This is a genomic window from Gordonia sp. NB41Y, assembly GCF_030718915.1.
Lineage (GTDB): Bacteria > Actinomycetota > Actinomycetes > Mycobacteriales > Mycobacteriaceae > Gordonia > Gordonia desulfuricans.
Genome location: NZ_CP132196.1, coordinates 484735 through 510884, shown reverse-complemented (window position 1 = coordinate 510884; position 26150 = coordinate 484735). Strand labels below are relative to the sequence as shown.

20 protein-coding genes are annotated in these 26150 nt (G+C 70.1%); 9 read left to right on the top strand and 11 right to left on the bottom strand.

What is annotated here, in order from left to right; all coding sequences use genetic code 11:
* Positions 1-5: 5 nt before the first annotated feature.
* Both Q9K23_RS02120 and Q9K23_RS02115 read right to left on the bottom strand, forming a co-directional pair.
* A complete protein-coding gene (locus Q9K23_RS02120) occupies positions 6-1019 on the bottom strand; it encodes a hexose kinase (RefSeq protein ID WP_305950375.1) in 1014 nt (337 codons plus the stop codon).
* Positions 1016-1786, bottom strand: coding sequence for a DeoR/GlpR family DNA-binding transcription regulator (locus tag Q9K23_RS02115; RefSeq protein ID WP_053776528.1), 771 nt, complete (start codon positions 1784-1786; stop codon positions 1016-1018). Before Q9K23_RS02115 ends, Q9K23_RS02120 begins: the two co-directional genes overlap by 4 nt.
* A gap of 180 nt (positions 1787-1966) precedes the next feature.
* On the opposite strand from Q9K23_RS02115, the gene ptsP reads away from it, so the two are divergent.
* The gene (ptsP, locus tag Q9K23_RS02110) at positions 1967-3634 is read left to right on the top strand and encodes a phosphoenolpyruvate--protein phosphotransferase (RefSeq protein ID WP_305950527.1); all 1668 of its coding nucleotides are present in this window, start codon (positions 1967-1969) and stop codon (positions 3632-3634) included.
* A gap of 119 nt (positions 3635-3753) precedes the next feature.
* On the opposite strand, the gene lexA is transcribed toward ptsP, so the two are convergent.
* Positions 3754-4407 (bottom strand): transcriptional repressor LexA, encoded by a 654-nt coding sequence (gene lexA / locus Q9K23_RS02105; protein WP_307190370.1) that lies wholly within the window; start codon positions 4405-4407, stop codon positions 3754-3756.
* A 284-nt stretch (positions 4408-4691) separates the two neighbouring features.
* Between lexA and Q9K23_RS02100 the strand changes: the two genes are divergently transcribed.
* Together Q9K23_RS02100 and nrdR are read left to right on the top strand one after the other, a co-directional pair.
* The gene (locus Q9K23_RS02100; protein ID WP_261977706.1) at positions 4692-5447 is read left to right on the top strand and encodes a LysM peptidoglycan-binding domain-containing protein; all 756 of its coding nucleotides are present in this window, start codon (positions 4692-4694) and stop codon (positions 5445-5447) included.
* A 24-nt stretch (positions 5448-5471) separates the two neighbouring features.
* Positions 5472-5981, top strand: coding sequence for a transcriptional regulator NrdR (nrdR, locus tag Q9K23_RS02095; protein ID WP_020793743.1), 510 nt, complete (start codon positions 5472-5474; stop codon positions 5979-5981).
* Here nrdR and hrpA read toward each other — a convergent pair.
* Positions 5955-10037, bottom strand: a complete 4083-nt coding sequence (gene hrpA, locus Q9K23_RS02090) for an ATP-dependent RNA helicase HrpA (protein WP_305950374.1) — start codon at positions 10035-10037, stop codon at positions 5955-5957. The two genes, nrdR and hrpA, sit on opposite strands and share 27 nt — an antisense overlap.
* A 72-nt stretch (positions 10038-10109) precedes the next feature.
* Here hrpA and Q9K23_RS02085 point away from each other — a divergent pair, with 72 nt between their 5' ends.
* Positions 10110-11339, top strand: a complete 1230-nt coding sequence (locus Q9K23_RS02085; protein WP_053776428.1) for an aminotransferase class III-fold pyridoxal phosphate-dependent enzyme — start codon at positions 10110-10112, stop codon at positions 11337-11339.
* Positions 11340-11455: 116 nt separating this feature from the next.
* Here the strand turns inward: Q9K23_RS02085 and Q9K23_RS02080 are convergent, their stop codons facing one another.
* Together Q9K23_RS02080 and Q9K23_RS02075 are read right to left on the bottom strand one after the other, a co-directional pair.
* On the bottom strand, positions 11456-11989 hold the full coding sequence (locus Q9K23_RS02080; RefSeq protein WP_020793778.1) for an alkyl hydroperoxide reductase: 534 nt from the start codon (positions 11987-11989) through the stop codon (positions 11456-11458).
* A gap of 11 nt (positions 11990-12000) precedes the next feature.
* The gene (locus Q9K23_RS02075; protein WP_053776429.1) at positions 12001-12588 is read right to left on the bottom strand and encodes a peroxiredoxin; all 588 of its coding nucleotides are present in this window, start codon (positions 12586-12588) and stop codon (positions 12001-12003) included.
* Between the two features lie 136 nt (positions 12589-12724).
* Between Q9K23_RS02075 and Q9K23_RS02070 the strand changes: the two genes are divergently transcribed.
* Positions 12725-13696, top strand: coding sequence for a hydrogen peroxide-inducible genes activator (locus Q9K23_RS02070; protein WP_053776430.1), 972 nt, complete (start codon positions 12725-12727; stop codon positions 13694-13696).
* Here the strand turns inward: Q9K23_RS02070 and Q9K23_RS02065 are convergent.
* Genes Q9K23_RS02065 through Q9K23_RS02055 form a run of 3 tightly spaced genes read right to left on the bottom strand, consistent with a single transcriptional unit; the run spans position 13660 to position 17287 of the window.
* On the bottom strand, positions 13660-14175 hold the full coding sequence (locus Q9K23_RS02065) for a nitroreductase/quinone reductase family protein (protein WP_053776431.1): 516 nt from the start codon (positions 14173-14175) through the stop codon (positions 13660-13662). The genes Q9K23_RS02070 and Q9K23_RS02065 overlap by 37 nt on opposite strands.
* Positions 14176-14201: 26 nt before the next feature.
* Positions 14202-16307 (bottom strand): DUF3516 domain-containing protein, encoded by a 2106-nt coding sequence (locus tag Q9K23_RS02060; protein ID WP_053776432.1) that lies wholly within the window; start codon positions 16305-16307, stop codon positions 14202-14204.
* Positions 16304-17287 (bottom strand): PAC2 family protein, encoded by a 984-nt coding sequence (locus tag Q9K23_RS02055; protein ID WP_053776433.1) that lies wholly within the window; start codon positions 17285-17287, stop codon positions 16304-16306. The genes Q9K23_RS02060 and Q9K23_RS02055 overlap by 4 nt, the downstream gene beginning before the upstream one ends.
* A gap of 319 nt (positions 17288-17606) precedes the next feature.
* Between Q9K23_RS02055 and Q9K23_RS02050 the strand changes: the two genes are divergently transcribed.
* Together Q9K23_RS02050 and Q9K23_RS02045 are read left to right on the top strand one after the other, a co-directional pair.
* On the top strand, positions 17607-18272 hold the full coding sequence (locus Q9K23_RS02050; RefSeq protein WP_157079394.1) for a hypothetical protein: 666 nt from the start codon (positions 17607-17609) through the stop codon (positions 18270-18272).
* A gap of 96 nt (positions 18273-18368) precedes the next feature.
* Positions 18369-19571, top strand: a complete 1203-nt coding sequence (locus Q9K23_RS02045; RefSeq protein WP_053776435.1) for a DUF4192 domain-containing protein — start codon at positions 18369-18371, stop codon at positions 19569-19571.
* A 62-nt stretch (positions 19572-19633) separates the two neighbouring features.
* Here the strand turns inward: Q9K23_RS02045 and Q9K23_RS02040 are convergent, their stop codons facing one another.
* Positions 19634-20317, bottom strand: a complete 684-nt coding sequence (locus Q9K23_RS02040) for a metal-dependent transcriptional regulator (RefSeq protein ID WP_053776531.1) — start codon at positions 20315-20317, stop codon at positions 19634-19636.
* A gap of 195 nt (positions 20318-20512) precedes the next feature.
* On the opposite strand from Q9K23_RS02040, the gene Q9K23_RS02035 reads away from it, so the two are divergent.
* Both Q9K23_RS02035 and Q9K23_RS02030 read left to right on the top strand, forming a co-directional pair.
* A complete protein-coding gene (locus Q9K23_RS02035) occupies positions 20513-21760 on the top strand; it encodes an acetoin utilization protein AcuC (protein ID WP_053776436.1) in 1248 nt (415 codons plus the stop codon).
* Complete coding sequence (locus tag Q9K23_RS02030) at positions 21753-24593, top strand: bifunctional GNAT family N-acetyltransferase/acetate--CoA ligase family protein (RefSeq protein WP_305950373.1); 2841 nt, start codon at positions 21753-21755, stop codon at positions 24591-24593. Before Q9K23_RS02035 ends, Q9K23_RS02030 begins: the two co-directional genes overlap by 8 nt.
* Before the next feature lie 260 nt (positions 24594-24853).
* On the opposite strand, the gene Q9K23_RS02025 is transcribed toward Q9K23_RS02030, so the two are convergent.
* Entirely contained in the window at positions 24854-25873 is a 1020-nt protein-coding gene (locus tag Q9K23_RS02025) for a sigma-70 family RNA polymerase sigma factor (protein WP_020793826.1), read from the bottom strand.
* Between the last annotated feature and the right edge of the window lie 277 nt (positions 25874-26150).

Below are 26150 nucleotides of genomic sequence, written 5' to 3'. Positions count from 1 at the left end.
TTTCCTTACTCCGGGGAGAGACCCGTGGGGGTCGGGATTGTCGGGACGGGTGAGCCGGCCTGCACCGGGGACGTGGACAGGGCGGTCACCGGGATGTGTGCGAGGTCGAGATGTTCGGGCCGGGGCGCCTGCGTGCCGGGCAGGGCGGTGGCCGCCGCGCCGTAGGCGACCGCCGATCGCAACCGGCCGGGTTCGTCGTCGCCGCGTGTCGCCGCGATCAGATAGCCGGCGAGCGAGGAGTCGCCGGCACCGACGGTGCTGCGCGGCACGATGGGCGGAGGTGAGGCGAACCAGCTGCCGCCGGTGGTGGTCAGGATCGCGCCGGTGGCCCCGAGCGTGGCGAGCACGCTGCCGCCGATCCGTTCGGCCATCGTCTGGGATGCGGCCACGATGGGGCCGAGGTCGCCGGCGGCGAGGGCCGCCCGCAGCACCGCCGGGTCGAGACCGCATGCCTCGGCGAGCTCGGTCTCGTTGGGCTTGATCAGGTCGACCGGGCCGGCGACGGCCGCCGTCAGCGGCGCCCCGGAGGTGTCGATCGCGACGCGGCACCCCAGTGGCGCAAGGGAATCGGCGAGGGTGCGATACCAGTCGTCGGGGACCCCGGCCGGCAGTGAGCCGCACAGCGCCACCCAGGCGGCGTCGGCGGCACGATCGAGCAGCAGGCCGGTGAGCGCGTCGACGGCGTCGGCGTCCAGCGCGGGCCCGGGCGCGTTGATCTTGGTGGTGGTGCCGTCGGCCTCGGCGATCGTGATGTTGGTACGGACGTCGCCGGAGACCCCGACGGCATCGATCTCGAGTCCGACGCCCTGCAGGGCGGTCAGCAGCGGATCGCCGTCGTGGGCCGGGAGGATGGCCCGGGTCGGCATCTCACTCGCGGCGATCACGCGCGAGACGTTGATGCCCTTGCCGCCGGGTTCGTTGCGGACACCGACGGCGCGCTGCACCTCGCCGCGTGCCAGCGGTGCGGCGAGTTCGAGGGTGCGGTCGAGGCTCGGATGTGCGGTGAGGGTGAGGATCATGCGATCACGACCTCGATGCCGTGGGCGGCCAGCACCGCCGAGAACGCCGCGTCGATCCCGGCGTCGGTGACCAGGACGTCGATCTCGTCGAGGTCGGCGAAGGAGATGAAGTCCTCCCGGCCGATCTTCGAGGAGTCGGCGAGGACCACCACCTGCCGTGCGGCCCGGACCATCGCGGACTTGACCGCGGCCTCCTCCGGATCGGGGGTGGACAGTCCCAGACCTTCGCTGAGGCCGTTGGCGCCGATGAACGCGACCGACGCCCGGATGCGTTCGAGCCGCGACACCGCCTCGGCGCCCACCGCCGCCTGGGTCACGCCGCGGACCCGGCCGCCGATCAGCTGCAGGGTGCAGTCGGGGAGCGCGGTCATCACCGCCGACACCGGGATGCTGTTGGTCACCAGCGTCAGTCGGCGCTGCGGCGGGACGCGTAGCGCCACCTGATAGGTGGTGGTGCCGGCGTCGACGATCACCGAACCGCCGTCGGGCGGCAGGAACCGGACGGCGGCCTGGCCGATCGCGGCCTTCTCCGCCGAGCTGGCGGACGCACGCTCGGCGACGCCCTGTTCGTCGCCGATCTGGGCGAGGTCGGGGCGGACGGCACCGCCGTGCACCCGGGTGAGATGTCCGCCGCGCTCCAGGATCGCCAGATCCCGACGCACGGTCTCGCCGGTGACGTCGAACTGTTCGGCGAGGTCGCTGACCGACGCCCGACCTTGCGTGCTCACCTTTTCGGCGATCGCCCGCTGTCGCTCTTCCGCGTACACGTTGCTCCGATCGAGTGACGCCACTCACCAGCGATGTGGATATAAGTGGCTATCAATGTTGATATATCTGTGTTTACGCCTGAACGTATTGACAAGTCAAGCTTTTCTTGTAACTTCGATCACAAGACAAGTGCAGAGTGAAAGGGCACGGTCGTGAATCAGCTGAAGGACGAGGTGGCGATGGAGTCGCTACAGGGCACCCCGGTGGTCGGCGGTATCGCATACGGGCCGGTGATCCGGGCCGGAGAGCGAATCGGCGCCGCCGGCGATCTCGAGACCCGCACCGAGGTCGACGAGGCAGACCGTGACGCCGAGCAGGCCCGGTTCACCGCCGCCGCGGCGGCGGTCGCCGCCCGCCTGCGCGATCGCGCCTCCCATGCATCGGGCGCAGCCGCCGAGGTCCTGATCGCCACGGCCGGCCTCGCCGAGGATCGCGGCTGGACCGGGGCGGTGGCCAAGCGCATCGCCGACGGCGCGCCCGCGGCACTCGCCGCGACCGGGGCCACCGCCCAGTTCGCGGAGATGTTCACCGCGCTCGGCGGCGTGATGGCCGAGCGTGTCACCGACCTCGAGGACGTTCGTGACCGGGTGATCGCCGAGGTCCTGGGACTCCCGGAACCCGGTGTCCCGGTACCGGAGTCGCCGTCGGTGCTCTTCGCCGACGACCTCGCACCCGCCGACACCGCCGGACTCGACCCGGCGCTGGTGACCGCCTTGGTCACGCGGCTGGGCGGACCCACCAGCCACACCGCGATCATCGCCCGCCAGCTCGGCATCCCCTGTGTGGTCGCGGTGGCCGGACTCGACGCGGTGGCCGCAGGCACCACCGTGCTGGTCGACGGCACCGCCGGCAGCGTGGAGATCGACCCGGAGCCGACGGCTGCCCGGGCGGCGGTGGCCGAGAGCCGCCGGCAGGCCGAGGTCGTCGCCGCGTGGTCGGGACCGGGCCGCACGGCCGACGGTCACGAGGTGGCCGTGCTCGCCAACGTGGCCGACGGCGTCTCCGCGCGCGCCGCGACCGGATACCCGGTCGAGGGCATCGGCCTGTTCCGCACCGAGCTGACCTTCCTCGACCGCGCCGACGAGCCGACGGTCGACGAGCAGGTGGTGCTCTATCGCGAGGTGATCGACGCGTTCCCGGGCGGCAAGGTGGTGATCCGCACGCTCGACGCCGGCTCGGACAAGCCGCTGCGCTTCGTCGACCACGGCGCCGAGGCGAACCCTGCGCTGGGTATCCGCGGAAACCGGCTGACCGCAACCCATCCCGAGATCCGGACGAATCAGCTCGACGCGATCGCCCGGGCCGCCGAGGAGTCCGGTGCCACCGCGCGGGTGATGGCACCGATGATCGCCGGACCGGCCGAGGCCGCAGACTTCGCCGCCGAGGTGCGGTCACGAGGGATGATCGCGGGGGTGATGATCGAGATCCCGTCCGCGGCGATCCTGGCATCGGCGGTGCTCGCCGAGGTGGACTTCGTCTCGATCGGGACCAACGATCTGACCCAGTACACGATGGCCGCCGACCGTATGTCGGCCGAGCTGGCCGAGCTCACCGATCCGTGGCAGCCGGCGGTGTTGCACCTGATCGAGGGTGTGGCCCGGGCCGGTGCCGACGCCGGAAAGCCCGTCGGGGTGTGTGGCGAGGCGGCCGCGGATCCGCTGCTCGCCTGCGTCCTGGTGGGGATGGGGGTGAGCTCGTTGTCGAGTGCCCCCGTCGCGGCGGCGGCCGTCGGCGCACGCCTCGGACAGGTGTCGCTGGCGCAGTGCCGTGATGCGGCCCGGGCGGCCCTGGCGACCTCGGAGGCGGCCGCCGCGCGGGCGGCGGCAGCGGCGGTCCTGGCCGGCTGAGCACGCCCTCGCCCGGCACCGTACCGGCGAGAACCGCTGTGTGAGAACGACTTCAGAAGAACTGTCCTCAGGGATGCGATTCCTGAGGGCAGTTCTCGTCGAGGTGGGTTCGCCGGGTGTCAGACCCGACGCATCACGGTGACGACCTTGCCGAGGATGACGGCGGTGTTGCCCGGGATCGGGTCGAAGAGCTCGTTGTGCGGCATCAGCCACACCTGGCCGTTGCCGCGCTTGAAGGTCTTGACGGTGGCCTCGCCGTCGATCATCGCGGCGACGATGTCGCCGTTGTCGGCCACGTTCTGCTGACGGACCACCACCCAGTCGCCGTCGCAGATCGCGGCGTCGATCATGGACTCGCCGACCACCTTGAGCATGAACAGCGATCCGTCGCCGACCAGCTCGCGCGGCAGCGGGAAGACATCCTCCACGGCCTGCTCGGCGAGGATCGGTCCGCCGGCGGCGATCCGGCCGAGCACCGGCACGAATGCCGGGGTCGGCAGACCGGCTGCGGCCGGGTCGTCGGAGGGATTCGGGTCGATCTGGTTGTCCTGCACGTTGACCGCACGCGGGCGATTGGCGTCGCGCTTGAGCAGTCCCTTGCGTTCGAGGGTGCGCAACTGGTGGGCCACCGACGAGGTCGAGTTGAGACCCACCGCATCACCGATCTCGCGGATGCTCGGCGGATAGCCGCGCTCGCGGACCGATCGGCGGATCACCTCGAGCACCTCGCGCTGACGCTGGGTCAGCGTGGCCTCGATGACCACCGGGTCGATCGCATCCGGGTTCGCCGCTGCTCGCGACGATCCCGCCCTCGACGACCCGGCCTTCGACTTCGCGCCCGACGACCCGGCCGCGCGCCGCGTCTTGTCACTCATCGCGTACGTGTCCTTTCCGTGCCGCCCCGCGTCGGCATCTTCTGTGATCGAGGTTATCCCACGTTCCCGACAACCTCAAACACCTGTTCGACGTGTTTCCACGACATTTGTCGGAGCCCCGTGATAGAACTTCGAACAACAGTTCATCGAACGCGTGATCGAGAAACGGGAGGCTCTCTCTCATGCACACAACCCTGATATCGGACCGTCCGGCGGCGGCAGCGGCCCCGTCGGCCACCCGTCCGTCCGGCACCCCCACGCCCCGACCTGCGGCGGGAGCCCGCGGCGCCGATCGGCACCCGGGGGGCCGGCGCCCCGGCGGTCGCGGTGCGGGCCGGCATCCGGCCGAGGCCGATGCCATGCGCGTCGGGCTCGAACACCGCGGTCTCGCCGAACACCGCGGTCGGATCGAACACCGCGGTCTCGCCGAACACCGCGGTCGGATCGAGCACCCGGGCGTCGAGCGGCGCGTCACGACCGCGGCCCGCAGCCGCGGTCGGGTGGTGGCGGGGCGCGGGAGTACCGAACGTGTGGGCGGCGGACGTGTGGGTGCCGGACGTGGCGGTGCCGGTCGTGTGGGCCCTGGCCGGGTGGCCTGTGCCGATGCGGTGGTGGTCCCGGTGCGCGGGACCGCGGTGTCGTCGGTCCATCGTCGGCGTCGCACCACCGCGGTCGCGGTCATGACCGGTGTCGCACTGGCGATGCTGGTGTGGATCGTCGCGATCGTCGGCTCGGACTATCAGCGCGCCACCGTCCCGTCCCCGGTCTCCACCCAGGTGGTGCACGTGCGGGCGGGGGAGTCGCTCGGGTCGATCGCCGCCCGGGTGGCCCCGGACATGCCGAGCCGGGTGGTGATCGACGAGATCGTCGAGCTCAACGACATGGCGGGCAGCGGCCTGCAGGTCGGGCAAGCACTGCTGACGCCGCGCTACCGCTGACCGGTGGGACGGTATTGTCTTTGTATGCGCTGCCCGTTCTGCAGAAACGAAGACACCAAGGTCATCGACTCGCGTGTCGCCGACGAGGGGCAGGCGATCCGTAGACGGAGGTCGTGCAGTTCCTGTGGTCGCCGCTTCTCCACCGTGGAGACCGCCGTGCTCGCCGTGGTGAAACGCAATGGCGTCACCGAACCGTTCAGCCGGGAGAAGGTCATGCGCGGTGTGCGCCGGGCCTGCCAGGGACGCCACGTCGACGAGGACGATCTCGCCCAGCTCGCCCAGCAGGTCGAGGAGGCGGTCCGCGCCTCCGGTGCCGCCGAGATCCCCAGCAACGAGGTCGGTCTGGCCATCCTCAAACCCCTGCGCGACCTCGACGAGGTCGCCTACCTGCGCTTCGCGTCGGTCTACCGGTCGTTCGACTCGCTGGAGGACTTCCAGCGCGAGATCGACGACCTGCGCGACGAGCACTCCCGGCACGGGGAGGCCGTCGGCGTCAACGGGGCCGTCTCAGCCGAGACGGTCAAGGGTTCGTAGCGCGCGCTTCTCCGACACCGGATATCGCGTGCCCAGCCGCTGGGCGAACAACCCCACCCGTAGTTCCTCGACCATCCAGTGGGCCTGTTCGTTGACCCGGTCGCGGCGGGGTGCGGGGACCTGGTCGAGGCGCTGATTCCATCGTGCGATCACCCGGTCGACGCTGGCCATCGCGTCGTGATCGCGCGTCGCGGATCCGGGCAACTGCTCCAGTCGCGACCGTGCCGCGGCCAGATATCGGGGCAGATCCTCGAGATGGGTGCGCGGCGTGGCCAGCACGAATCCGTCGAAGATCAGGTTCTCCAGCTGTTCGGCGACATCGTCGGCCGGGACCTGCCCGGAGTGGGTGTCCATCTCGCGACGCAGTGGCGCCACCTCCCGAAGCGCATCGACGGCCAGCCGCAGATAGTCCGGGGCGGCCGCGATCACCTGCGACCGCAAGCCCGACACGAGTTTCTCGAATGCCGCCGGGTCGCGCACCGCGAGAGCCGCATCCGCCGGCACGAGATCGCGGATGGCCCGTCGGGTGCAGTCGGCGAACAGCTGCGCCGATTCACGATAGGGGTTCTGGCTCAACGCGAGTCGGCCTGCCGGATCGAGCCCCGACGACGCCTTGGCGCTCAGCGGCGCGATCGCGGCGTCGAGCAGGACGATCACCGCGGGCAGATGCAGGCGTGCCGCCTCGTCGGACGATGCCGCCGTGGTGACCTCCACCCCGTCGGGACTGCCCGGATCGCCGACGACCCGCAGCGTCGGATAGCGGGTCAGTTGCTGTCCGGCGACACGGACGGTCTCACTGGCGGCGAGTGTGCCGATCCCGTCGGCGGTCCACCGCGTGTGCCGGGCGGTCGACGAGGTGGCGGCCGGAGACGCTGTGGCACCGCTCAATTCGGCCAGCGAGTCGGCCCGCGCGGTGATCTTCCCGGCCGGGTCGGCGAGGGCGAAATGCATCCGCAGGTGCGCCGGGATGCGGTCGGTGTCGAAGTCCTCGGGCCGGACCCGGTGCCGGGTGATCTCGGCGAGCTCACGGGCCAGACCGCGCGTCAGGGGCTCCGAGCGCGGCTTGAGGCGGGAGAGGGCCAATGACGCGAAGCGCTGCGCCGGTGCCATCGTCTTGCGCAGCTGCTTGGGCAGAGTCTTGACCAGCTCGGTGGCCAGCTCCTCGCGCATCCCCGGAACCAGCCAGTCGAAGCCGGCATTGCGGATGTGGGGCAGCAGCGGAGCCGGGATGACCACCGTGACACCGTCGTCGGCGGCGCCCGGCTCGAACCGGTAACGCAGCTCCAGCCGGGTGTCGCCCTGTGCCCAGATGCCGGGGTAGTCGGTGTCGGCGACGGCGATGTCGGCCGCCACGTCCTCGGGGGTGAGGTCGAGCAGCTCCGGGGTGGCCCGGCGGGCGGTCTTCCACCACGAGTCGAAATGCCGGGCCGAGGTCACCTCGGCCGGCACCCGCTGATCGTAGAATTCGAACAGCTGGTCCTCGGAGATCACGACGTCGCGTCGCCGTGCGCGGTGCTCGACGTCGGCGGCCTCCTCGAGGAGTGCTCGATTCCGTTGGAAGAAGGCGTGATCGGTGTGCCAGTCACCCTCGACGAGCGCATGGCGCAGGAAGAGGTCGCGTGCGGTCACCGGGTCGACGGGCCCGTAGTCGACGCGCCGTTTGGCGACCAGTGGCACGCCGTAGAGGGTCACCCGCTCGTAGGCCATCGCCGCGCCGCGCTTGTTCGACCAGTGCGGCTCGCTGTAGGTGCGTTTGACCAGATCGCCGGCCAGGCGCTCGGCCCACAGCGGATCGATCGAGGCCACGGTGTGCGCGAACAGCCGTGAGGTCTCGATGATCTCGGCGGCCATCATGAACGCCGGCGGCTTCTTCGACAGCGGGGAGCCGGGGAAGATCAGCAGTGTGGTGTTGCGGGCGCCGGTGAACTCGCGGCCCTCGGTGTTGCGGGCGGCGATGTTGCCGAGCAGACCGGCCAGGATCGCCCGGTGGATGGCATCGGGATTCTGCTCGGTCTCGGGGATCCCCCACCCGAGATCGTCGACGATGCCACGCAACTGCCGGTGCAGGTCCTGCCATTCCCGGATACGCAGATAGTGCAGGAACTCGCGCTCGCAGGTGCGACGGAACTGATTGCCCGACAACTGTTTGCGCTGCTCGGTCAGGTGGCGCCACAGTGCCAGGTAGCCGAGGAAGTCCGAGCCGGGCACCACGAACCGGCGGTGCGAGGCGTCGGCGGCCTCCCGGTGTTCGGCCGGCCGTTCCCGCACATCCGGGATCGACAGTGCCGCCGCGATCACCAGCACGTGGTCGAGGCAGCCTTCCTCGTGGGCGCCGACCAGCATGCGGGCGATCCGCGGGTCCACCGGGATGCGGGCCATCGAACGGCCCACCTTGGTCAGCCGAGGACCCCGCGACTCCTCGCCGGTGTCCGTGCCGTCCCGGGTGCTCCGGTCGTCTCCCGATCTCTTGCCGTCCTCCGGGCCCTTGCCGTCTCCCGTGCCCTTGTCGTCTCCCGGGGTCTTCCCGGCCGGGACGATCGCGCCGAGTTCGGTGAGCACCGCCATGCCGTCGCGCACCGAGCGTGCGTCCGGCGGCTGGACGAAGGGGAATTCCGCGACGTCGCCGAGCCGCAGCGATGCCATCTGCAGGATCACCGATGCGAGGTTGGCGCGCAGGATCTCCGGGTCGGTGAACGCGGGCCGGGAATCGAAGTCGGTCTCGGAGTACAGCCGGATGCAGACGCCGGGGGCGACACGGCCGCAGCGGCCGGCACGCTGACGCGCACTGGCCTGCGACACCGGTTCCACCGGCAGGCGCAGCACCTTGGTGCGGGTGGCGTAGCGGGAGATGCGGGCGGTGCCCGAGTCGATCACGTACCGGATGCCCGGCACCGTCAGCGAGGTCTCGGCGACGTTGGTGGACAACACGATCCGACGGCCATCCGACGGTGCGAAGACCTTGTGCTGGTCGGCGATGGACAGGCGCGCGTACAGCGGCACCACCTCGGCCCCGGCGGCGACACGGCGCGACAACGTGGCCGCCGCCTCGCGGATGTCACGCTCGGTGGGCAGGAACACCAGGATGTCGCCGCGTCCGTGGGCTCCCCACAGCTCGCCGATCGCGGCGTCGATGCCCTGGAACAGGTCGAGGTCGGCGTGCTCGCCACCGCCCTCTTCGCTGCCCGAGTCGGCGCCGTCGCGCAACGACAGCGGGCGGTACCGGACCTCCACCGGGTAGGTCCGGCCGGACACCTCGAGCACCGGGACCTGGGTGGTCGCGGTGGTGAAATGCCGTGCGAACCGGTCGGGTTCGATGGTCGCCGAGGTGATGATCACCTTGAGGTCGGGACGCCGCGGCAGCAGCCGGTGCAGATAGCCGAGGATGAAGTCGATGTTCAGGCTGCGCTCGTGCGCCTCGTCGATGATGAGCGTGTCGTAGTGGCGCAGCATCGGATCCGAGGCGATCTCGCGCAGCAGGATGCCGTCGGTCATCACCTTGACCAGGGTGTCGGCGCCGGAGCGGTCGCTGAACCGGACGGAGTAGCCGATCGCGTCACCGATGTCGGTGTGGGTCTCCTCGGCGATCCGGCGGGCCACCGAACTGGCCGCGATCCGACGCGGCTGCGTGTGGCCGATCGCGCCGCGCACGCCGCGCCCGAGTTCGAGGCAGATCTTGGGCAGCTGGGTGGTCTTGCCCGACCCGGTCTCGCCGGCGATCACGACGACCTGGTGGGCGGCGATGGCCGCGGCGATCTCCTCGCGGGCGTCGGAGACGGGCAGCTCCGGCGGGAACTCCAGGACCGGCACCGCGGCGCGGCGGGCGGCGATCCGCTTCTCCGCGGCGGTCACCGCGCGTTCGAGACCGGCGATCTTGTCGGCGGCGGGGGAGCGGCCGAGCTTGTCCAGCCGCCGACGCAGGGTGTGTTCGTCGGCGAGGGTCACGGTGCCGATGCGGTCGCGAAGACCCCGCCGGTCGAACGGTGTGCGTCGGGTATGCGGTGCGGGGTCCTGGTGATTCGGGACCCCGCGATCCGGTTCGGTTCCTGCTGATCCCATGATGGTGTCCAGGATATGGGACCGGGTGGTCCCGGCCCCGCGTCGCCCGGCGGGCCCCGGCATGATGGAGCCATGGCTGGTTCGCTGTGGCATGGGTTCGCGGATATGGGTGCGGTGTCGTCGACGGGACCGTGCGTCCTGACATACGGCAAGGGCACCCGCGTCTGGGACGTCGAGGGCAATGAGTATCTGGATGCGACCGCGGGTCTGTGGTTCGCCAACGTCGGTCACGGGCGCAACGAGATCGGCGACGCGGTGGCGACGCAGCTCGGGCGGCTGGCGCACTACTCGGGGTTCGGTGATCTGACCGCCGATGTGACCGATGCGCTCGCCGACCGTCTCGCGGGATTCGCGCCGGTACCCGGCTCCAAGATCTTCTTCACCTCCGGCGGCAGCGACTCGGTGGACACCGCCGCCAAGCTCGCCCGCCGCTACTGGGTGGAGCGCGGGCGCCCCGAGAAAACGCTGCTCGTGGGGCGCACCAAGGCCTATCACGGCATGCACGTGGCCGGGACATCCCTCGCCGGGATCCCGGTCAACCACGAGGGCTACGGCGAACTCATGCACGACACCCAGACCGTCGACTGGGACGACGCCAAGAGTCTGCTCGGGCTGATCGAGCGGGTCGGTGCCGACCGCGTCGCGGCCTTCTTCTGTGAGCCGATCATCGGTGCCGGCGGGGTCTATCTGCCCCCGGCCGGATATCTCGCCGAGGTCCGTCAGATCTGCCGCGATCACGACGTGCTGTTCGTCGTCGACGAGGTGGTCACCGGATTCGGCCGGATCGGTGGGGACAGCTGGTTCGCGTCGACCCGTTTCGATCTGCAGCCGGATCTGATGACCACGGCCAAGGGGCTGACGTCGGGGTACGTGCCGATGGGTGCGGTGTTCATCGCCCCGCACATCGCCGAGCCGTTCTTCGGCGGTGGGGTGTGGTGGCGCCATGGCTACACCTACGGCGGCCACGCGGGTGCGGCCGCGGCGGCGATGGCCAATCTCGACATCATCGAACGGGAGGGGTTGCTCGCCGAGGCGAGTCGCCTGGAGTCGGATCTGGCGGCGGCGCTGGCACCGCTGGCCGATCTGGACTCGGTGGCCGAGGTGCGCACCGGTCTGGGCGCGGTGAGCGCGGTGCAGCTGGCCGATCCGTCACGGGGACCGGAGATGGTCCTGGCCCTGCGCCGGCACGGCGTCAGCGGACGCGCGGCAGGCCAGGGGGCACTGCAGATCTCGCCCGCGTTCGTGATGACCACCGAGGAGACCGGCGAGCTCGCCGACCGGATGCGCGCCGCCCTGTCCTGAGTCGGGTCCGGTCGCGAGGTCGTGACCCGAGCCGGGCGGTAACGGCAGAAAAGCACCGCGCCCGGTGTCCGGGTTCTCCGGGTACCGGGCGCGGTGCTGTGCGGTGTGGCGGGGGATCAGGCTCCGGCCAGCACCTCGGTGGTGGAGATGGCCTGGCCGACGCCGGCGACGATCGAGGCGACCTTGAGGGCCTCGAGGATCGCCTCACGGTCGACGCCCGCCTCGCGCAGGGTGTTCTCGTGTGCGGCGACGCAGTGTCCACAGCCGTTGATCGAGGAGACCGCGAACGACCACAGCTCGAAGGCGGCCTTGTCGACGCCGGGGTTGCCGATGATGTTCATCCGCAGGCCCGGACGCAGGTCGTCGTACTTGCCGTCGAGGAAGCCGCGGCCACGGTAGAACACGTTGTTCATACCCATGATCGACGCGGCGCCCAGTGCGGCGTTGTAGGCCTCGGCCGACAGGTTGTCGGCGGCCTCGTCGGAGATCTCCGAGAGCACCTTGGCGTTGCGGGTGGCGGCGGCGGTGGCCAGCAGGGTGCCCCACAGCTGCTCTTCGTTCAGCACGGTGGTGCGGCTGATCGAGCCGAGGTTGAGCTTGAGGTCCTTCGCGTACTCGGGAAGGGCTTCCTTGAGGTTGTCGATGCTCATGAATGTTCCTCTCAGACGCTGGCGTTCAGCAGTTCGCCGGCGTCGATGGTCGGGTCGCCCTTGCGCCAGTTGCACGCGCACAGCTCGTCGGACTGCAGGGCGTCGAGCACGCGCAGCACCTCGTCGACGTTGCGACCCACCGAGCCGGCGGTGACCGACACGAACTGGATCTCGTTGTTCGGGTCGATGATGAAGGTCGCGCGGTCGGCGACACCGTCGGCGTTGAGCACACCGGTGGCCTCGACCAGCTCGCGCTTGAGGTCGCTCAGCATCGGGAAGGGGAGGGTCTTGAGATCCTCGTGCTGTGCGCGCCACTGGAAGTGGACGAACTCGTTGTCGACCGAGGCGCCGAGCACCTGGGTGTCACGATCGGCGAACTCGTCGTTCAGCTTGCCGAACGCGGCGATCTCGGTGGGGCAGACGAAGGTGAAGTCCTTCGGCCAGAAGAACACGATCCGCCACTTGCCGGCGTAGTCGTCGCTGGTGACGGTGGTGAAGTAGTCGTCGGGCTGCTGGGCGTTGACCTTGGACAGGTCACCACCGATCACCGCGGTGAGGTTGTAGGCGGGGAACTGGTCGCCGATCGTCAGCAAAGCCATGGTGTGCTCTCGCTCCTTCGTGGTGGTTTTTCGGCACGGTCGTACAACTACGACGACGTGTCGTTTCGATGACTCTTCTATTGTGCGCCCAGATCGGTAAAAGTTAAACGTGATGATTGGCACTATACTGATAGGCATGACTGATAAAAGTTATCAGCCCGGCCTGGCCGGACTACGCGCCTTTGTCGCCCTTGCTCGCACTCACCATTTCGGTTCTGCAGCAGAAGAACTCGGGGTGAGTCAACCCTCACTGTCGCAGTCCCTGGCGGGACTCGAGGCGGGCCTCGGGCTCAAACTCATCGAACGCACGACCCGGCGTGTCTTCTTGACTCCGGAGGGGCGGTCGTTGCTCGGCAAGGCGATCGCCATCACCGATGCCGCCGACGACTTCCTGGCCGCGGCGGCCGGGGCCGACGACCCGCTCACCGGGCCGATCCGACTGGGACTGATCCCCACCGTGGCGCCCTACATCCTGCCCACGGTGTTGCGCGGGATCGCCACCGCCCTGCCCGACATCCGGCTGCAGGTGGTGGAGGACCAGACCGCACGGCTGCTCGCCGCACTGCGTGACGGCAGCCTCGACGTGGCCGTCCTCGCACTACCTGCCGAGACCGCCGGGATCGCCGAGATCCCCATGTACGACGAGGATTTCGTACTCGCACTGCCGTCCGGGCATCCGCTCGAGGGGCGTCGCCGCGTGGACCCCACGACGCTCGCCGACCTCCCGCTGCTGTTGCTCGACGAGGGGCACTGCCTACGTGATCAGGCGCTCGAGGTGTGCCGTCTGGCCGGGGTGTCGCCGGATCTCGGGCAGACCCGTGCGGCCTCGCTGGCCACCGCGGTGCAGTGTGTGGAAGGCGGTCTGGGGGTCACCCTGATCCCGGCGACCGCCGTCGAATCCGAAACCGCCAGTGGGGAACTGGCCACCGCCACGTTCACCCGGCCACGACCGGGGCGACGGATCGGGCTGGTCTTCCGGGCGTCGTCGGGCCGTGAGGAACCCTACCGGCGGCTGGCTGCGGTGATCACCGACCTCGTGGACCGGGGCGGGGCGATCGTGCCGGTGGCCGCTCAGACCGGTTCGAGGACGAAGACCGGGAAGAGGTGATCGGCGGCGGCCAGGTGGTCGGCGAAGGCCGGCCACGCCGCCACCGCACGCTCGCACCACAACTCTCGCTCGGCACCGGACACCTCACGTGCGAGGTACTCGCCGACGTGGTCGCCGTCGCGCACCTGTACGCGCGGCTCGGCGAGCAGGACCCGGTACCAGCCCGCCTCGTGCGGGGTGTCCTCGCGTGGCGTGTCCTCGCGCACCGCGACCACCGCGTACACACCGTCGTGCTCGATCCGCATCAGCGGTGTCTGGCGCAGTTCGCCGGACGTGTCGTCGGCCGCGGTCACGATCACCACCGCGGGATCGGCGACGAGACCGGCCGCGGCGTCGCCGGGCTTCGGCAGGGCCGCGGCCGACGGATCCTCGACGGCCGGCCATCCGCCGGCCGACGCCGGACCCCGCTCGAACCAGCCGATCACCGGCAGGGGCCGGCGCACGGGCAGCCGCGACGGTCCGGGGTGGGCCGACCGCATCCGGCGTCCGACCGGTGTTGCACACCTCATCGGTCACCGGCGTTCGCGAGTTCTTCCCACTCGTCGAGCAGGCTCGAGTCCACCTCACGCACCATCTGGCCGACCCGGTCGGTGATGTCCTCGATCTCGTCGGTCGCCACGGCCAACGGAAGTCCTTGCCGCAGTACGCGATAGCAGTCGGTGAGGTAGCGCAGCACGATGCCCTCGCTGCGCGCCAGTCCGTAGGCGGAGATCAGTTCGGTGAAGGTCATCGCCTTCTCCAGCATCTCGCGCAGCACCGACTTGGGCTTCGGCGGGAACGACGACACCCACGGATGCCCACGGCGGTAGACGCCGAAGGCGTACTCGATCTCCTCGGCCAGCGGGCGCGGCCACGAGATCTCCTCCAGTCGCGCCATCCGCTCCTCGTACTCGACCCCGTCGGCCTTCATCTCGGCGATCGCCGCATCGCGGGCCACCTTGCGTTGGGCGAGCAGCACCGGCCGCGGGTCCTCGAGGGTCGACTCCAGCACCGACACCACGTCGAGGGCGTAGGTCGACGACGCCGGGTCCAGCAGTTCGAACGCCGCCAGCGCGAACGCCGACAACGGGTTGGTCAGCGCGAAGTTCTCCGGCATGTCCACCGACAACGCGACCTGGCGGCCGTCCTCGTCGGGCTCGTCGAGGCGCACCACGATCCCGGCGTTGCGCAGATCGCGATAGACCGCGATGGTGTGCTTGATGTGACGCAGCTGCCGGTCCCGCGGCTCGTGGTTGTCCTCGAGCAGATGCCGGATCGCGACGAAGCAGTCACCGGGGCGGCCGAGCACCTCCAGCAGCATCGCGGTGGTCATCTGGAAATGCGAGCGCAGCGGTTCGTCGGGGGCCTCGGTGAGTGCGTAGAACGTCTTCTCGCCCCACGAGACGAATCCTTCCGGGGGTTTCTTGCGGACCAGCTTGCGCAGCTTCTTCGGGTCGTCGCCCGCCTTGGCGACCGCGCGTGCGTTCTCCACATCGTGCTCGGGGGCCTGGGCGACGACGTAGCCGATGGTGTCGAAGCCGGCCCGGCCGGCCCGACCGGCGATCTGGTGGAACTCACGGGCCCGCAGACGGCGCACCCGGGTGCCGTCGTACTTGCTGAGCCCGGCGAACAGCACCGTGCGGATGGGCACGTTGATCCCCACCCCGAGGGTGTCGGTGCCGGCCACCACCTTCAGCAGCCCGCGTTGGGCGAGGCGTTCGACGAGGCGGCGATACCGCGGCAGCATCCCGGCGTGGTGGACACCGATCCCGGCGCGCAACAGCTTCGACAGGGTGGAACCGAAGCCGGTGCTGAACCGGAAGTCGCCGATGGCCTCGGCGATCGCGGCCTTCTCGGCCTTGTCGCAGATCCGCGCCGACAGCAGCGCCTGGGCCCGCTCGACGGCGGCCGCCTGGGTGAAGTGCACGACGTAGATCGGTGCCCGGCCCCGGTCGATGAGGTCCTCGATGGTCTCGTGGATCGGGGTCAGCGCGTAGGCGTACTCCAGCGGGACCGGGCGCTGGGCGCCGGCGATCTCGCGGGTCGGCCGTCCGGTGCGGCGGGTCAGGTCGTCGACGAAGAACGAGACGTCGCCGAGTGTGGCCGACATCAGCAGGAACTGGGTGTCGGGCAGTTCGATCAGCGGTACCTGCCACGCCCAGCCGCGGTCGCGTTCACCGTAGAAGTGGAACTCGTCGGCGATCAGCACCCCGATGTCGCTGTCGGGGCCGTCGCGCAAGGCGAGGTTGGCGACGATCTCGGCGGTCGCGCAGATGATCGGGGCGTCGGCGTTGACCGCGGCGTCACCGGTGAGCAGGCCCACCGAGTCGGCGCCGAACTGATCGCACAGGTCGAAGAACTTCTCGCTGACCAGCGCCTTGATCGGGGCGGTGTAGTACGCGCGCCGCCCGTGACAGCGGGCGAAGTAGATCGCCCCGGAGGCCACCAGCGACTTTCCGGAGCCGGTCGGGGTGGCCAGGATGACGTTGTTGCCGGAGATCAGCTCCAGCAGGGCGTCCTCCTGGTGCGGGTAGAAGTCGATGCCGCGCCCGGACCACCACTCGGTGAACCGGTCGAACGCGGCGTCGTCGTCCCCGGATACGGGTGCGAGCGGATCGGCGATATCGGTCAGATCGGGAATGGCCGACCACCCGGGGTGTCGTCGGGACCGTCGGTCTGGTCGTCACCGTTGAGGCCGGCGAGGAACTGCTCGAGTTCGGCGCCGAGCTCGTCACCGCTGGGCAGCGAGCCCTCGGTGGCCAACAGCGAGGCGCGTTCGGTCTGGGCCTCCTGGAAGGCGTCGTACTGCTGCTCGAGCGCCTTGACCACCGATTCCACCTCGGGATTGCCGCTGACCTCGGAGTCGACCTGTTCACGGACGCGCTCGGCGGCGACGTCGAGTGCGGCCACCGGGAGATCGAGGCCGGTGTAGTCGCCGACCGCGGTCAGCAGTCGCGCCGACGCGGCCGGGTAGTCGGTCTGCGAGAGATAGTGCGGCACATGCACCGACAGCCCGGTGGTCCGTCGGCCGTGCTCGCCCAGACGCAGTTCCAGCAGCATCGATGCGCTCGCCGGCAGCTTCATCGCCGACCCCCACCGCGGCAGGTCCCCGAGCGATTCCGGGTCGTTGCCGTGGGCGGTGATGGTGGCCGGGCGCGTGTGCGGGACGGCCATCGGGATCGCGTTGAGGCCCACCACGTCGCTGACGCCGAAATGATCGGCCAGCCGGCGGACGGCCTCACCGAACCTCTCCCACCGCAGATCCGGCTCGGCACCCGACAGCAACAGGAACACCTTGTCCCCGGCATCACGGACGGCGTGCAGCGTCAGCTGCGGCATGGTGATGTCGGTGAAGGTCTCGCCACTGAACGAGATGGTGGGACGCCGGGACCGGTAGTCCATCAGTTCGTCGGCGTCGAAGGTCGCCACGAGATCCGATTCCAGGGTGTCGCGCAGATGGGCGGCGGCCAGTGCGACGGCGTGTCCGGCGTCGGCGAAACCGTCGAGGGCATGCACCAGCACGGGGCCGGTCTCGGAGTCGCCTCGGCTCATGTGCGGCGCGGGAAATGCCAGTTCGTACAACGAGCTGTCCCCGGTCGGGTGCTCGTCCATGTCGTCGCTCCTCGGTGTCAGCGGCCGGATATGTCGGTGATTGTCTCGCATCCGCCACATCCGGGACCAATCATGCAGGTCGCAGGGTCGTGCATTGGTCACGAAGGAAGAAGATCCCCCGCTCATCAGGGTCCAACGTCACATCGGCGGGCACGATTCCCGACTCGCCGTGGATCGGCCGGTGTGTCGGGGCACGCGGGGCGCGACGCCGGTGGCACGGTTGGGGGAAACAGATGTGTGCCGGCGGACTCGGGGGCCGGTGTGGATCGGTGTGTCGGGCCGGATCGGTGACCTACCGGTCGGAGAGAGGACTGGTGGTGTGAGCAGGGATCGGGGGCGCAGGATGCGCCGGACCGGGGTGATCGCGGTGGCGGCGCTCGCGGTGACGGTGGTCGCGGCATGTGGCGTCGACGGTCGGGCGGTACCCGCGCGGGAGGATCTCTCACCGCTCGCGGTGACCGCCGACGACTTCCCGGTGCCCGGTGCCACCCGGGTCCCGCAACCGGCCGTCGGGTTCGCACTCGGCGGCCTGACCGGCAGTGACCCGGCCGCGGTCGATCCCGCCGACTGCACCCCGCCGACCCTCGATCCCACCGGGGCGGTGGTGCTGCAGGTCATCCCGGCCGGTGGCCCGCAGTCGTTCACCGCCGCCGTCGCCTACTCCGACGACGATCTGTCGTCGGTGGACGACCAGGCGCGGCGGTGCGCGCGATACACCGTCGGGGGCGGGCAGATGGTCGTGCACGTCGGTACCGACGTGTACGACCCCGGCCTGTCCGGGGTCGCGACCACCGAGATCGTGCGGGAGGTGACCTCCGATGCGCCCGGAGCCGGCGCCGAGACCCAGGTCAAAAGTCGGACCCTGATCGGGCAGCGGGGAAGCGTCCGGGTGTATGCGCAGCAGCGCTGGCCCGGCACCGAGGTACCCCCGGCATCCGACCTGGACTCACTGTTCACCGTGGCGGTCACACGCGCCTTCGGCTGAGCCGGCGCCTGTGCACGGCCCGGTGGCTGTGGACAACCGGTCGGCGCGGCGCCGACGGCGATCCCCCTCGACGGCGGGGGACCGCACGATGAGCGCATGAACCAGCCACATCACCTCCCACGGCCGGCATCGTCGCGGCCCACCGCCACCGGCCTGCTGACCGCCGTCCCGGGCCTGCTCGGCTTCATCCCGGAGTCGTCACTGGTGCTGATCTCGATGCGGGAGCAGAACCGGGTGCACGCCACCATGCGCTACGACCTGTCGCTGGGGTCCGACGGGTGGCCCGACGACGATCTGCTCGCCGTACTCGACCGGCTCGGCCGGATCGTCGCCGGCCAGGCCCCGGAGTTCATCGTCGGGGCGATCGCCGACAACCGCTTCTCCCCGCGGGACGAGCGCTACCACCGGGTGCTGGCCACCGCCGACGGCTTCTTCGCCGCCGCAGGCGGTATCGCCCACGGATTCGTCGTCACCGAGTTCGAGGAGCACGCCCCGTGGGAGCTGATCTGGCAGGGCGAGGGCCCGTCGCGGGTGGAGACCGGTGTGGGCGAGGCCGGACGCGACGTGCGCGGGTGGCCGGCCCGGCGGATCGCCGGGACGATGGGCGACCCGCACATCGCGCCGACCGCCGTACGGCATGCGGTCGACACCGGGCGACGCCTGCTCGCCCGGCGCTCGGAGATCGCCGAGATGCTCGCACCGCTGCCGCACTGCGAATCCGAGGACTGTGCGGTGACCGGACCGTATCGAGTGCGATCCCGTGCCGAGACGGCGATCACGGGGTTCGGTGACATCACCGACTTCGTCGGGATCACCGAACTCGACCCGGTCTGGGGTGACCGGATCACCCGGGACCGGCGGGCACTGCTCGCGACGGTGATGGGTGTCCTGCGCAGCCGACCCCGCCTGGACTGCCCGACGGTGTCGGAACTGGAACTGGCCATCACCACACCGGCCGTGCGTGATGCCCTGTTGGCGTGCGCGGTCACCGACCTGCGGATGGACGCGGAATGGTTGTGGCGCATGCTGACCCGGCGATTGACCGGACACGGCCGGGCGCAGGCGGCGACGCTGCTCGGCCACCTGTACTACATCGCCGGCGAGGGCAGCTATGCCGGGGTGACGATCGACATCGCGCGAGAGGCCGACCCGCACGCACGGCTGGCGGAGTTGCTCGACTCCGCACTCCGGAGCGGGGAACACCCGCAGATGCTGTGGGAGATGATCTCCGAGAGCCGGGCCGCGGCCGCCGCCCTCGGCGTGGAACTACCCGCGATCACCCTGGACCGGACGGCGTGACCGGGTTCGGGGAGACCATCGCTCGCTCACCCGGCCACCGTCCGTCGTGGATGCCCTGTGCGTCAGACCTTGTCGACGAAGAGCGAATGCGCCATCTCGCTCGACAGCACCAGACCGTCGTGTCCGGGGGTGTCGATCTCGACGTGCTGCGGGGACACGGTGACGGTCACGCGCGCGTTGGGGACCACACCGGCCTCCCGGAGCTCGGCGATCAGTTCGCGGTCGGACTGGGCGTGCTCGGCCAGGCGTCGGACGATCACCGCGACCGGCTCGCCCTGCGGCAGATCCGCGAGGCGGCTGGCGGTGTCGTTCAGCGACGGTGCATCCGCGCCCAGCGCCTCCAGGCCCGGGATCGGGTTGCCGTACGGCGAGGTCGTCGGGTTGTCGAGGATCTGCAGGAGGCGCCGCTCGACGTTCTCGCTCATGACGTGCTCCCACCGGCACGCCTCGTCGTGGACCTGATCCCATGGCATCCCGATGATGTCGACGAGCAGCCGCTCGGCCAGCCGGTGCTTGCGCATCACGGCGATCGCCAGGTTGCGACCCTTGTCGGTGAGCTCGAGGTGCCGGTCACCGGCCACTCGCAGCAGTCCGTCACGTTCCATTCGGGCGACCGTCTGGGAAACGGTCGGTCCGCTCTGCTCCAGCCTCTCGGCGATGCGTGCCCGAAGTGGCACGATGCCTTCCTCTTCGAGGTCGTAGATGGTCCGGAGGTACATCTCAGTGGTGTCAACGAGATCGTTCACTGTGCGCAGTCCCTTCGTCGCCATCAAGGCTACCCTGCGGATCCGACGGTCCGGACGATCCGGCGGCCGCACCGTGTCAGTGGCGCACCGCGCGAGCGGCCCCCGGCTGTGAGGGACCTCGCTCGGGGGCCGAATTGAGCATCTGGATCTCATCACCCACTAGCCTGAGGGGGTGTTGAGCCAGGAGGGTCCTCGATGAACGCCGCAGTGATCTGGAGTGAGGACTTTCTGTCCTACCGGTGGGCACATTCCCACCCGATGAACCCGGTGCGGCTGGCGCTGACGATGACCCTGGCACAGAGTCTGGGCATCCTCGACGACGTCGACCTCACCCCGCCGTTGCAGATCGACGACGACGCCCTGACCGTCGTGCACTCGCGCGACTACATCGACGCGGTGCGAGCGGTCGGGTCCGGTATGGCCTCGCTGTCGGGGCCGCTGCTCGAGCGGCTGTTCGGCCTCGGCGACAGCGACAACCCGGTGTTCGACGGTATGCACGAGGCGGCCCGGCTGCTCGTCGGCGGCACCCTCGCCGCGGCGCAGGCGGTGCACTCCGGGTCGGTGCGGCGGGCGGTGAACATCGGCGGCGGCATGCACCACGCGATGAAGTCACGCGCCGCCGGGTTCTGTATCTACAACGACTGCGCGGTGGCCATCCGGTGGCTGCTCGAGCAGGGCTACGACCGCATCGCCTACATCGACATCGACGCCCACCACGGCGACGGTGTCCAGGTGGAGTTCGCCGCCGATCCGAGGGTGCTGACGGTCTCGCTGCACCAGCATCCGGCCACCCTCTGGCCCGGCACCGGATGGCCCACCGAGGTCGGTGACGGCGACGCGCAGGGCACCGCGGTCAACCTGCCGTTCATGCCGGACACCTCGGACCGGATGTGGCTACGCGGATTCCATGCGGTGGTCCCGTCGGTGATCGCGGCGTTCCGGCCGCAGATCCTGATCAGCCAGTGCGGTGCCGACTCGCACCGGGCCGACCCGCTGACCGATCTGTCGCTGACCGTCGACGGGCAGCGCGAGGCGATGATCGCGATGCGTGAGCTCGCCGAGAAACACTGTGAGGGAAGGTGGATCGTCGTCGGTGGCGGCGGTTACGGCGTGGTGAACGTCGTACCGCGATCCTGGTCACACATGATCGGTGTGGTTCTGGACAAGGATGTCGACGTCACCACTCAGATCGACGAAACATGGTGTGCCACAGCAGAACAGATCTCTACTCAGGTGCATTCGGACTATGCGCGGCCGCCCGAGACGGTGATGGGGGACACGGGTGCGGACGTGAATTATCCCGCCTGGGACGGCGATACGGGCCAGCAGCCGCCGGACGGGGTCGCCGAGTCGGCCCTGCGGCAGACCGACCGTGCGATCATGGCTACGCGCAAGGCCGTTCTTCCCTTACACGGACTCGACCCGGAGGACCCCCGTGACTGACCAGCAGGCATCCCCGATCGCCGGTACGGACGCGGCGACCCCCCGAGGTCCCTGGGACTACCCGCGGCACTGGATCGCCGACGTGCTGGCCTCCGACGGCGGTGTGGTGCACCTGCGGCCGATCGTCCCCGACGACGCCGACCGGGTGGTGCGGTTCCACGCCGGCCTCAGCGAGCGCACCCGCTACATGCGCTACTTCGGGCCCACTCCGACGCTGCCGCCCCGCGAGGTGGTGCGGATGACCACCGTCGACCACAACCAGCGGGTCGCCCTCGTCGCGGTGCTCGGTGGCGAGATCATCGCGATCGGTATCTACGAGGGCCTGTCGATGGACGGCAAGCCCGAGTCGGCGGAGGTGGCCTTCGTCGTCGCCGACGACCACCAGGGCCGTGGCCTCGGGCCGATCCTGCTCGAACACCTCGCCGGTGCGGCCGCCGAGAACGGGTTCACCCGGTTCGAGGCGGAGGTGCTCAGCGAGAACCCCAACATGGTGGCGGTCTTCCGCGACGCCGGATACCAGATCTCCCGGGCCTTCGACGGTGCCACCGTGCACGTCGAGTTCCTGATCGACCCCACCGAGGCGTTGCTGTCGGTGCGCAACGCCCGTGAGCGCGCCTCCGAGGCTCGCAGCGTCGCCAACCTGCTGCGGCCCACCTCGGTGGCCGTGATCGGTGCCTCCCGCGACCCCAAGAAGGTCGGCAACACCCTGCTGGCCAACATCCTCGCCGGTGGTTTCGCCGGACCGGTCTTCCCGGTCAACGGGCCCGCCCATCCCGCCGAGGAGGCCGACGACGCCGCGGCGGCCAAGGTACCGGCCCGTCACGCCGCGGTACACGGCAACCCGCGGCGGCAGACGCGTGAACGTCCGCCGTCGGTGCGCGGTATCCGCGCCTACGAGACCGTCCGCGACATCCCCGACCCGGTCGATCTGGCCGTGGTCGCGGTGCCCGCGCCGATGGTCGACGCCGTCCTCGACGACTGCCTGGTCAAAGGGGTGCGCACCCTGGTGATCGTGTCCGCCGGTTTCGGCGAGAGCAGCGAGGCCGGGCTGGCCAGCGAACGCCGGCTCCTCGAACAGGTCCGTGCCCACGGCATGCGGCTGGTCGGACCCAACGCGCTCGGCGTCGCCAACAACGACCCCGAGACCGCCCTCAACGCGACCCTGGCACCGCGCATCCCGGCAGACGGCCGCGTCGGCTTCTTCTGCCAGTCCGGCGCCCTCGGGATCGCCATCCTCGACACCGCCGCGCGCCGTCAGATTGGGCTGTCGACCTTCGTCTCCGCAGGCAACCGCGCCGACGTCTCCGGCAACGACCTGCTGCAGTACTGGGACACCGACGCCGCCACCGATGTCATCCTGCTGTACCTGGAGAGCTTCGGTAACCCGCGCAAGTTCTCCCGGATCGCCCAGCGGGTATCGCGGTCCAAGCCGATCGTCGCGGTGAAGTCCGGTCGCGGGGCGCTCACCCCGGCGCGCGCGGCCCGATCGGCGGCGGCCACGCTCGACGACCGGATCGCGCAGATGGTGCTCGAGCAGGCCGGCGTCATCCAGGTCGACACCATCCCCGAACTGTTCGACTGCGCGACGATCTTCGCCTACCAGCCGTTGCCGCGGGGCCCGCGCACCCGGATCATCGGGAACTCCTCGGTGATCGGCAGCATCGCCGCCGACACCGCCCGCAGTCGAGGGCTCGAGGTGATCGACACCGTCGATCTCGGCGCCGGTGCATCGGAGGAGGAGTTCGAGTCCGCGGTCGCCGCGGCGATGGCCGCGCCCGAGGTCGACGCGATCATCGTGGTCTTCGTGCCCCCGGTCGCCGTGGACGCCGACTGGCATGCGCGCGCCCTGATGGCGGCGGCCAACACCCCCGACGCCGACGGCCCCAAGCCGATCGTGACCACCTTCCTCGCCGTCGAGGGCATCCCGCAGGGTCTGATGCGGCCCGGCCCCAACGGTCTGCCCGCACGGGGATCGATCCCGTCGTATTCGAGTCCCGAACGCGCGGCCGCGGCCCTGGCCCACTCGTGGGCGTACGCGCGCTGGCGTGGCCAGCCCGAGTCCTCGGTGGTCCGGCCCGCCGGCCTCGATCCCGCCGCGGCCCGGATGTTCGTGCGGGAGAAGATGGCCGACCTGCAGGACGTCGAGGAGACCGACGAGCCCGGCAAGGTCCTCGGGCATCTCGAGGCGGCCCGGCTGCTGGCCTGGTACGGCATCGAGATCGTGCCCTTCCGCGAGGTCCGGACCCTGCACGAGGCGTCGGCGGCCGCCCGCGAACTCGGGTTCCCGGTGGCGGTCAAGGCCACCTCGGCCGGGTGGCGTGGCCGGATCGACCGTGAGGGTGCGCGTCTGGACCTGCCCGACCCGACCGCGGTGGTCGGTGCCTTCGCCGAACTCATCGAGCTGACCGGCGACCCGGTACTCCACGTGCAGAAGATGGCGCCCAAGGGGATCGGCACCGTCATCACCATGCGTGACGACACGTCGTTCGGTCCGATCATCTCGTTCGGGTTGTCGGGCAGCACCTTCGACCTGCTCGGCGACCGTGCGTTCCGGGCCATCCCGCTGTCGGACCGGGACGCCGCCGACCTCGTCACCGCACCGCGTTCGGCGCCGCTGCTCGACGGGTACCGAGGCGAGCATCCCGCCGACAAGGAGGCGTTGGTCGACCTGCTGCGACGCATCTCGGCACTCGTCGACGACATCCCCGAGATCCGCGAGGTCCACCTCGACCCGATCCTGGTGTCCACCGAGACCGCCGCGGTGCTCCATGCCCAGATCCGGATCGGTCCGGTGCCGAACAAGGCCGACACCGGACCACGACGACTGGCCTGACCCCCGGTGCGGCCCCGGCGCGGCCGGGGTCGATCGGGTGGTCGCCTGTCGTGCTCGGCCTGCGGAGATCTCGACACGACTTGTCGCTGCGCTCCTCGTCGGCTCGATCAGCGTAGGTGGCTCGATCGGCGGCTGGTGGTGTCGCGTCCTGGGGTTCTTCGAGGTCACCGCAACGGAGAAACTGCACCCCGACAGCACTGACCCCGCCGACGTGGGAACGCCGACGGGGTCAGGTCAGTGGGTCGAAGGGGACCGGCGGGTCAGCTGGCGTAGGCGCGGAGACGCTCGGCGCGATCTCCCTGACGCAGCTTGCCCATCACCTCGCGCTCGATCTGGCGGACCCGCTCACGGGACAGGCCGAACAGGCGGCCGATCTGGTCGAGGGTGCGCGGCTGTCCGTCGTCGAGGCCGTAGCGCATCCGGATCACCTGCTGCTCCCGCTCGTCGAGGGTGGCCAGCACCGCCCGCACGTCGGAGTGCAGCAGCCCGGCGATCACCGCGTTCTCGGCGGAGGTGGCCTCGGCGTCCTCGATGAAGTCACCCAGCGGGGCCTCCTCGTCACTGCCGACCGGCATGTCGAGGCTCACCGGATCGCGGCTGTGATCGAGCAGGTCGGCGATCTTCTCCGCCGGAATGCCGGTCTCGGCGGCCAGCTCGTCGTCGGTGGCCTCCCGGCCGAGCTGCTGGTGCAGCTCGCGCTTGATCCGGGCGATCTTGTTCACCTGCTCGACCAGATGGACGGGCAGCCGGATGGTGCGGCTCTGGTCTGCCATGCCGCGGGTGATGGCCTGACGAATCCACCAGGTGGCGTACGTCGAGAACTTGAAGCCCTTGGCGTAGTCGAACTTCTCCATCGCGCGGATCAGGCCCAGGTTGCCCTCCTGGATCAGATCGAGCAGCGGCATCCCGCGACCGGTGTAGCGCTTCGCGAGGGACACCACCAGCCGGAGGTTGGCCTCGAGCAGATGCGCCCGAGCGGCCTCACCCTCACGGATGACCACCGCCAGGTCGCGCTTCTTGACCGCCGAGAGGCGCTTGCGGTTCGCCAGCACATGCTTGGCGTAGAGCCCGGCCTCGATCTGCTTGGCGAGTTCGACCTCTTGCTCGGCATTGAGCAGCGCGGTGCGGCCGATGCCGTTGAGGTAGACGCGGACGAGATCGGCGGCAGGGGACTGGGCGTCCAGATCCTGCTCGGTCATGGCGGGGCGGGCCGAAGTTGTGGCCTCGTCGGTGATGGTGGTGGACGAGGAAGTGGAGCGAGTAACGGTGGAGCGTGACATTCGGCCTCCTGACTTGAGTGCGTTCACTTCGTCCAACGCGGGGCAGGGTGGGAAAGTTCCCGGGGGTTCCCCGGTACGGGAACCGGGATGAATGCCTGTGGCCTGCGGATATCCCGCTCGGCCGGAGAAGATCGTCTGAGAAGTTCCTGAGATGATCCCCTGGGTGGAACCCGGGCGATCAGGCGCCGCCGGAGCCCTCCGCGGTGTGCGAGTCGACCGTGTGGGAGTCGACCGGGTGGGAGTCGACCGTGTGTGAGTCGACGGTGCGGGGATCGCG

Bases quoted from the DNA above. Each gene is read 5' to 3' on its own strand.
- Q9K23_RS02120 (WP_305950375.1), bottom strand. From the start codon at position 1,019: ATGATCCTCACCCTCACCGCACATCCGAGCCTCGACCGCACCCTCGAA.
- ptsP (WP_305950527.1), top strand. From the start codon at position 1,967: ATGGAGTCGCTACAGGGCACCCCGGTGGTCGGCGGTATCGCATACGGG.
- Q9K23_RS02100 (WP_261977706.1), top strand. From the start codon at position 4,692: ATGCACACAACCCTGATATCGGACCGTCCGGCGGCGGCAGCGGCCCCG.
- nrdR (WP_020793743.1), top strand. From the start codon at position 5,472: ATGCGCTGCCCGTTCTGCAGAAACGAAGACACCAAGGTCATCGACTCG.
- hrpA (WP_305950374.1), bottom strand. From the start codon at position 10,037: ATGGGATCAGCAGGAACCGAACCGGATCGCGGGGTCCCGAATCACCAG.
- Q9K23_RS02085 (WP_053776428.1), top strand. From the start codon at position 10,110: ATGGCTGGTTCGCTGTGGCATGGGTTCGCGGATATGGGTGCGGTGTCG.
- Q9K23_RS02080 (WP_020793778.1), bottom strand. From the start codon at position 11,989: ATGAGCATCGACAACCTCAAGGAAGCCCTTCCCGAGTACGCGAAGGAC.
- Q9K23_RS02075 (WP_053776429.1), bottom strand. From the start codon at position 12,588: ATGGCTTTGCTGACGATCGGCGACCAGTTCCCCGCCTACAACCTCACC.
- Q9K23_RS02070 (WP_053776430.1), top strand. From the start codon at position 12,725: ATGACTGATAAAAGTTATCAGCCCGGCCTGGCCGGACTACGCGCCTTT.
- Q9K23_RS02065 (WP_053776431.1), bottom strand. From the start codon at position 14,175: ATGCGGTCGGCCCACCCCGGACCGTCGCGGCTGCCCGTGCGCCGGCCC.
- Q9K23_RS02055 (WP_053776433.1), bottom strand. From the start codon at position 17,287: ATGGACGAGCACCCGACCGGGGACAGCTCGTTGTACGAACTGGCATTT.
- Q9K23_RS02045 (WP_053776435.1), top strand. From the start codon at position 18,369: ATGAACCAGCCACATCACCTCCCACGGCCGGCATCGTCGCGGCCCACC.
- Q9K23_RS02035 (WP_053776436.1), top strand. From the start codon at position 20,513: ATGAACGCCGCAGTGATCTGGAGTGAGGACTTTCTGTCCTACCGGTGG.
- Q9K23_RS02025 (WP_020793826.1), bottom strand. From the start codon at position 25,873: ATGTCACGCTCCACCGTTACTCGCTCCACTTCCTCGTCCACCACCATC.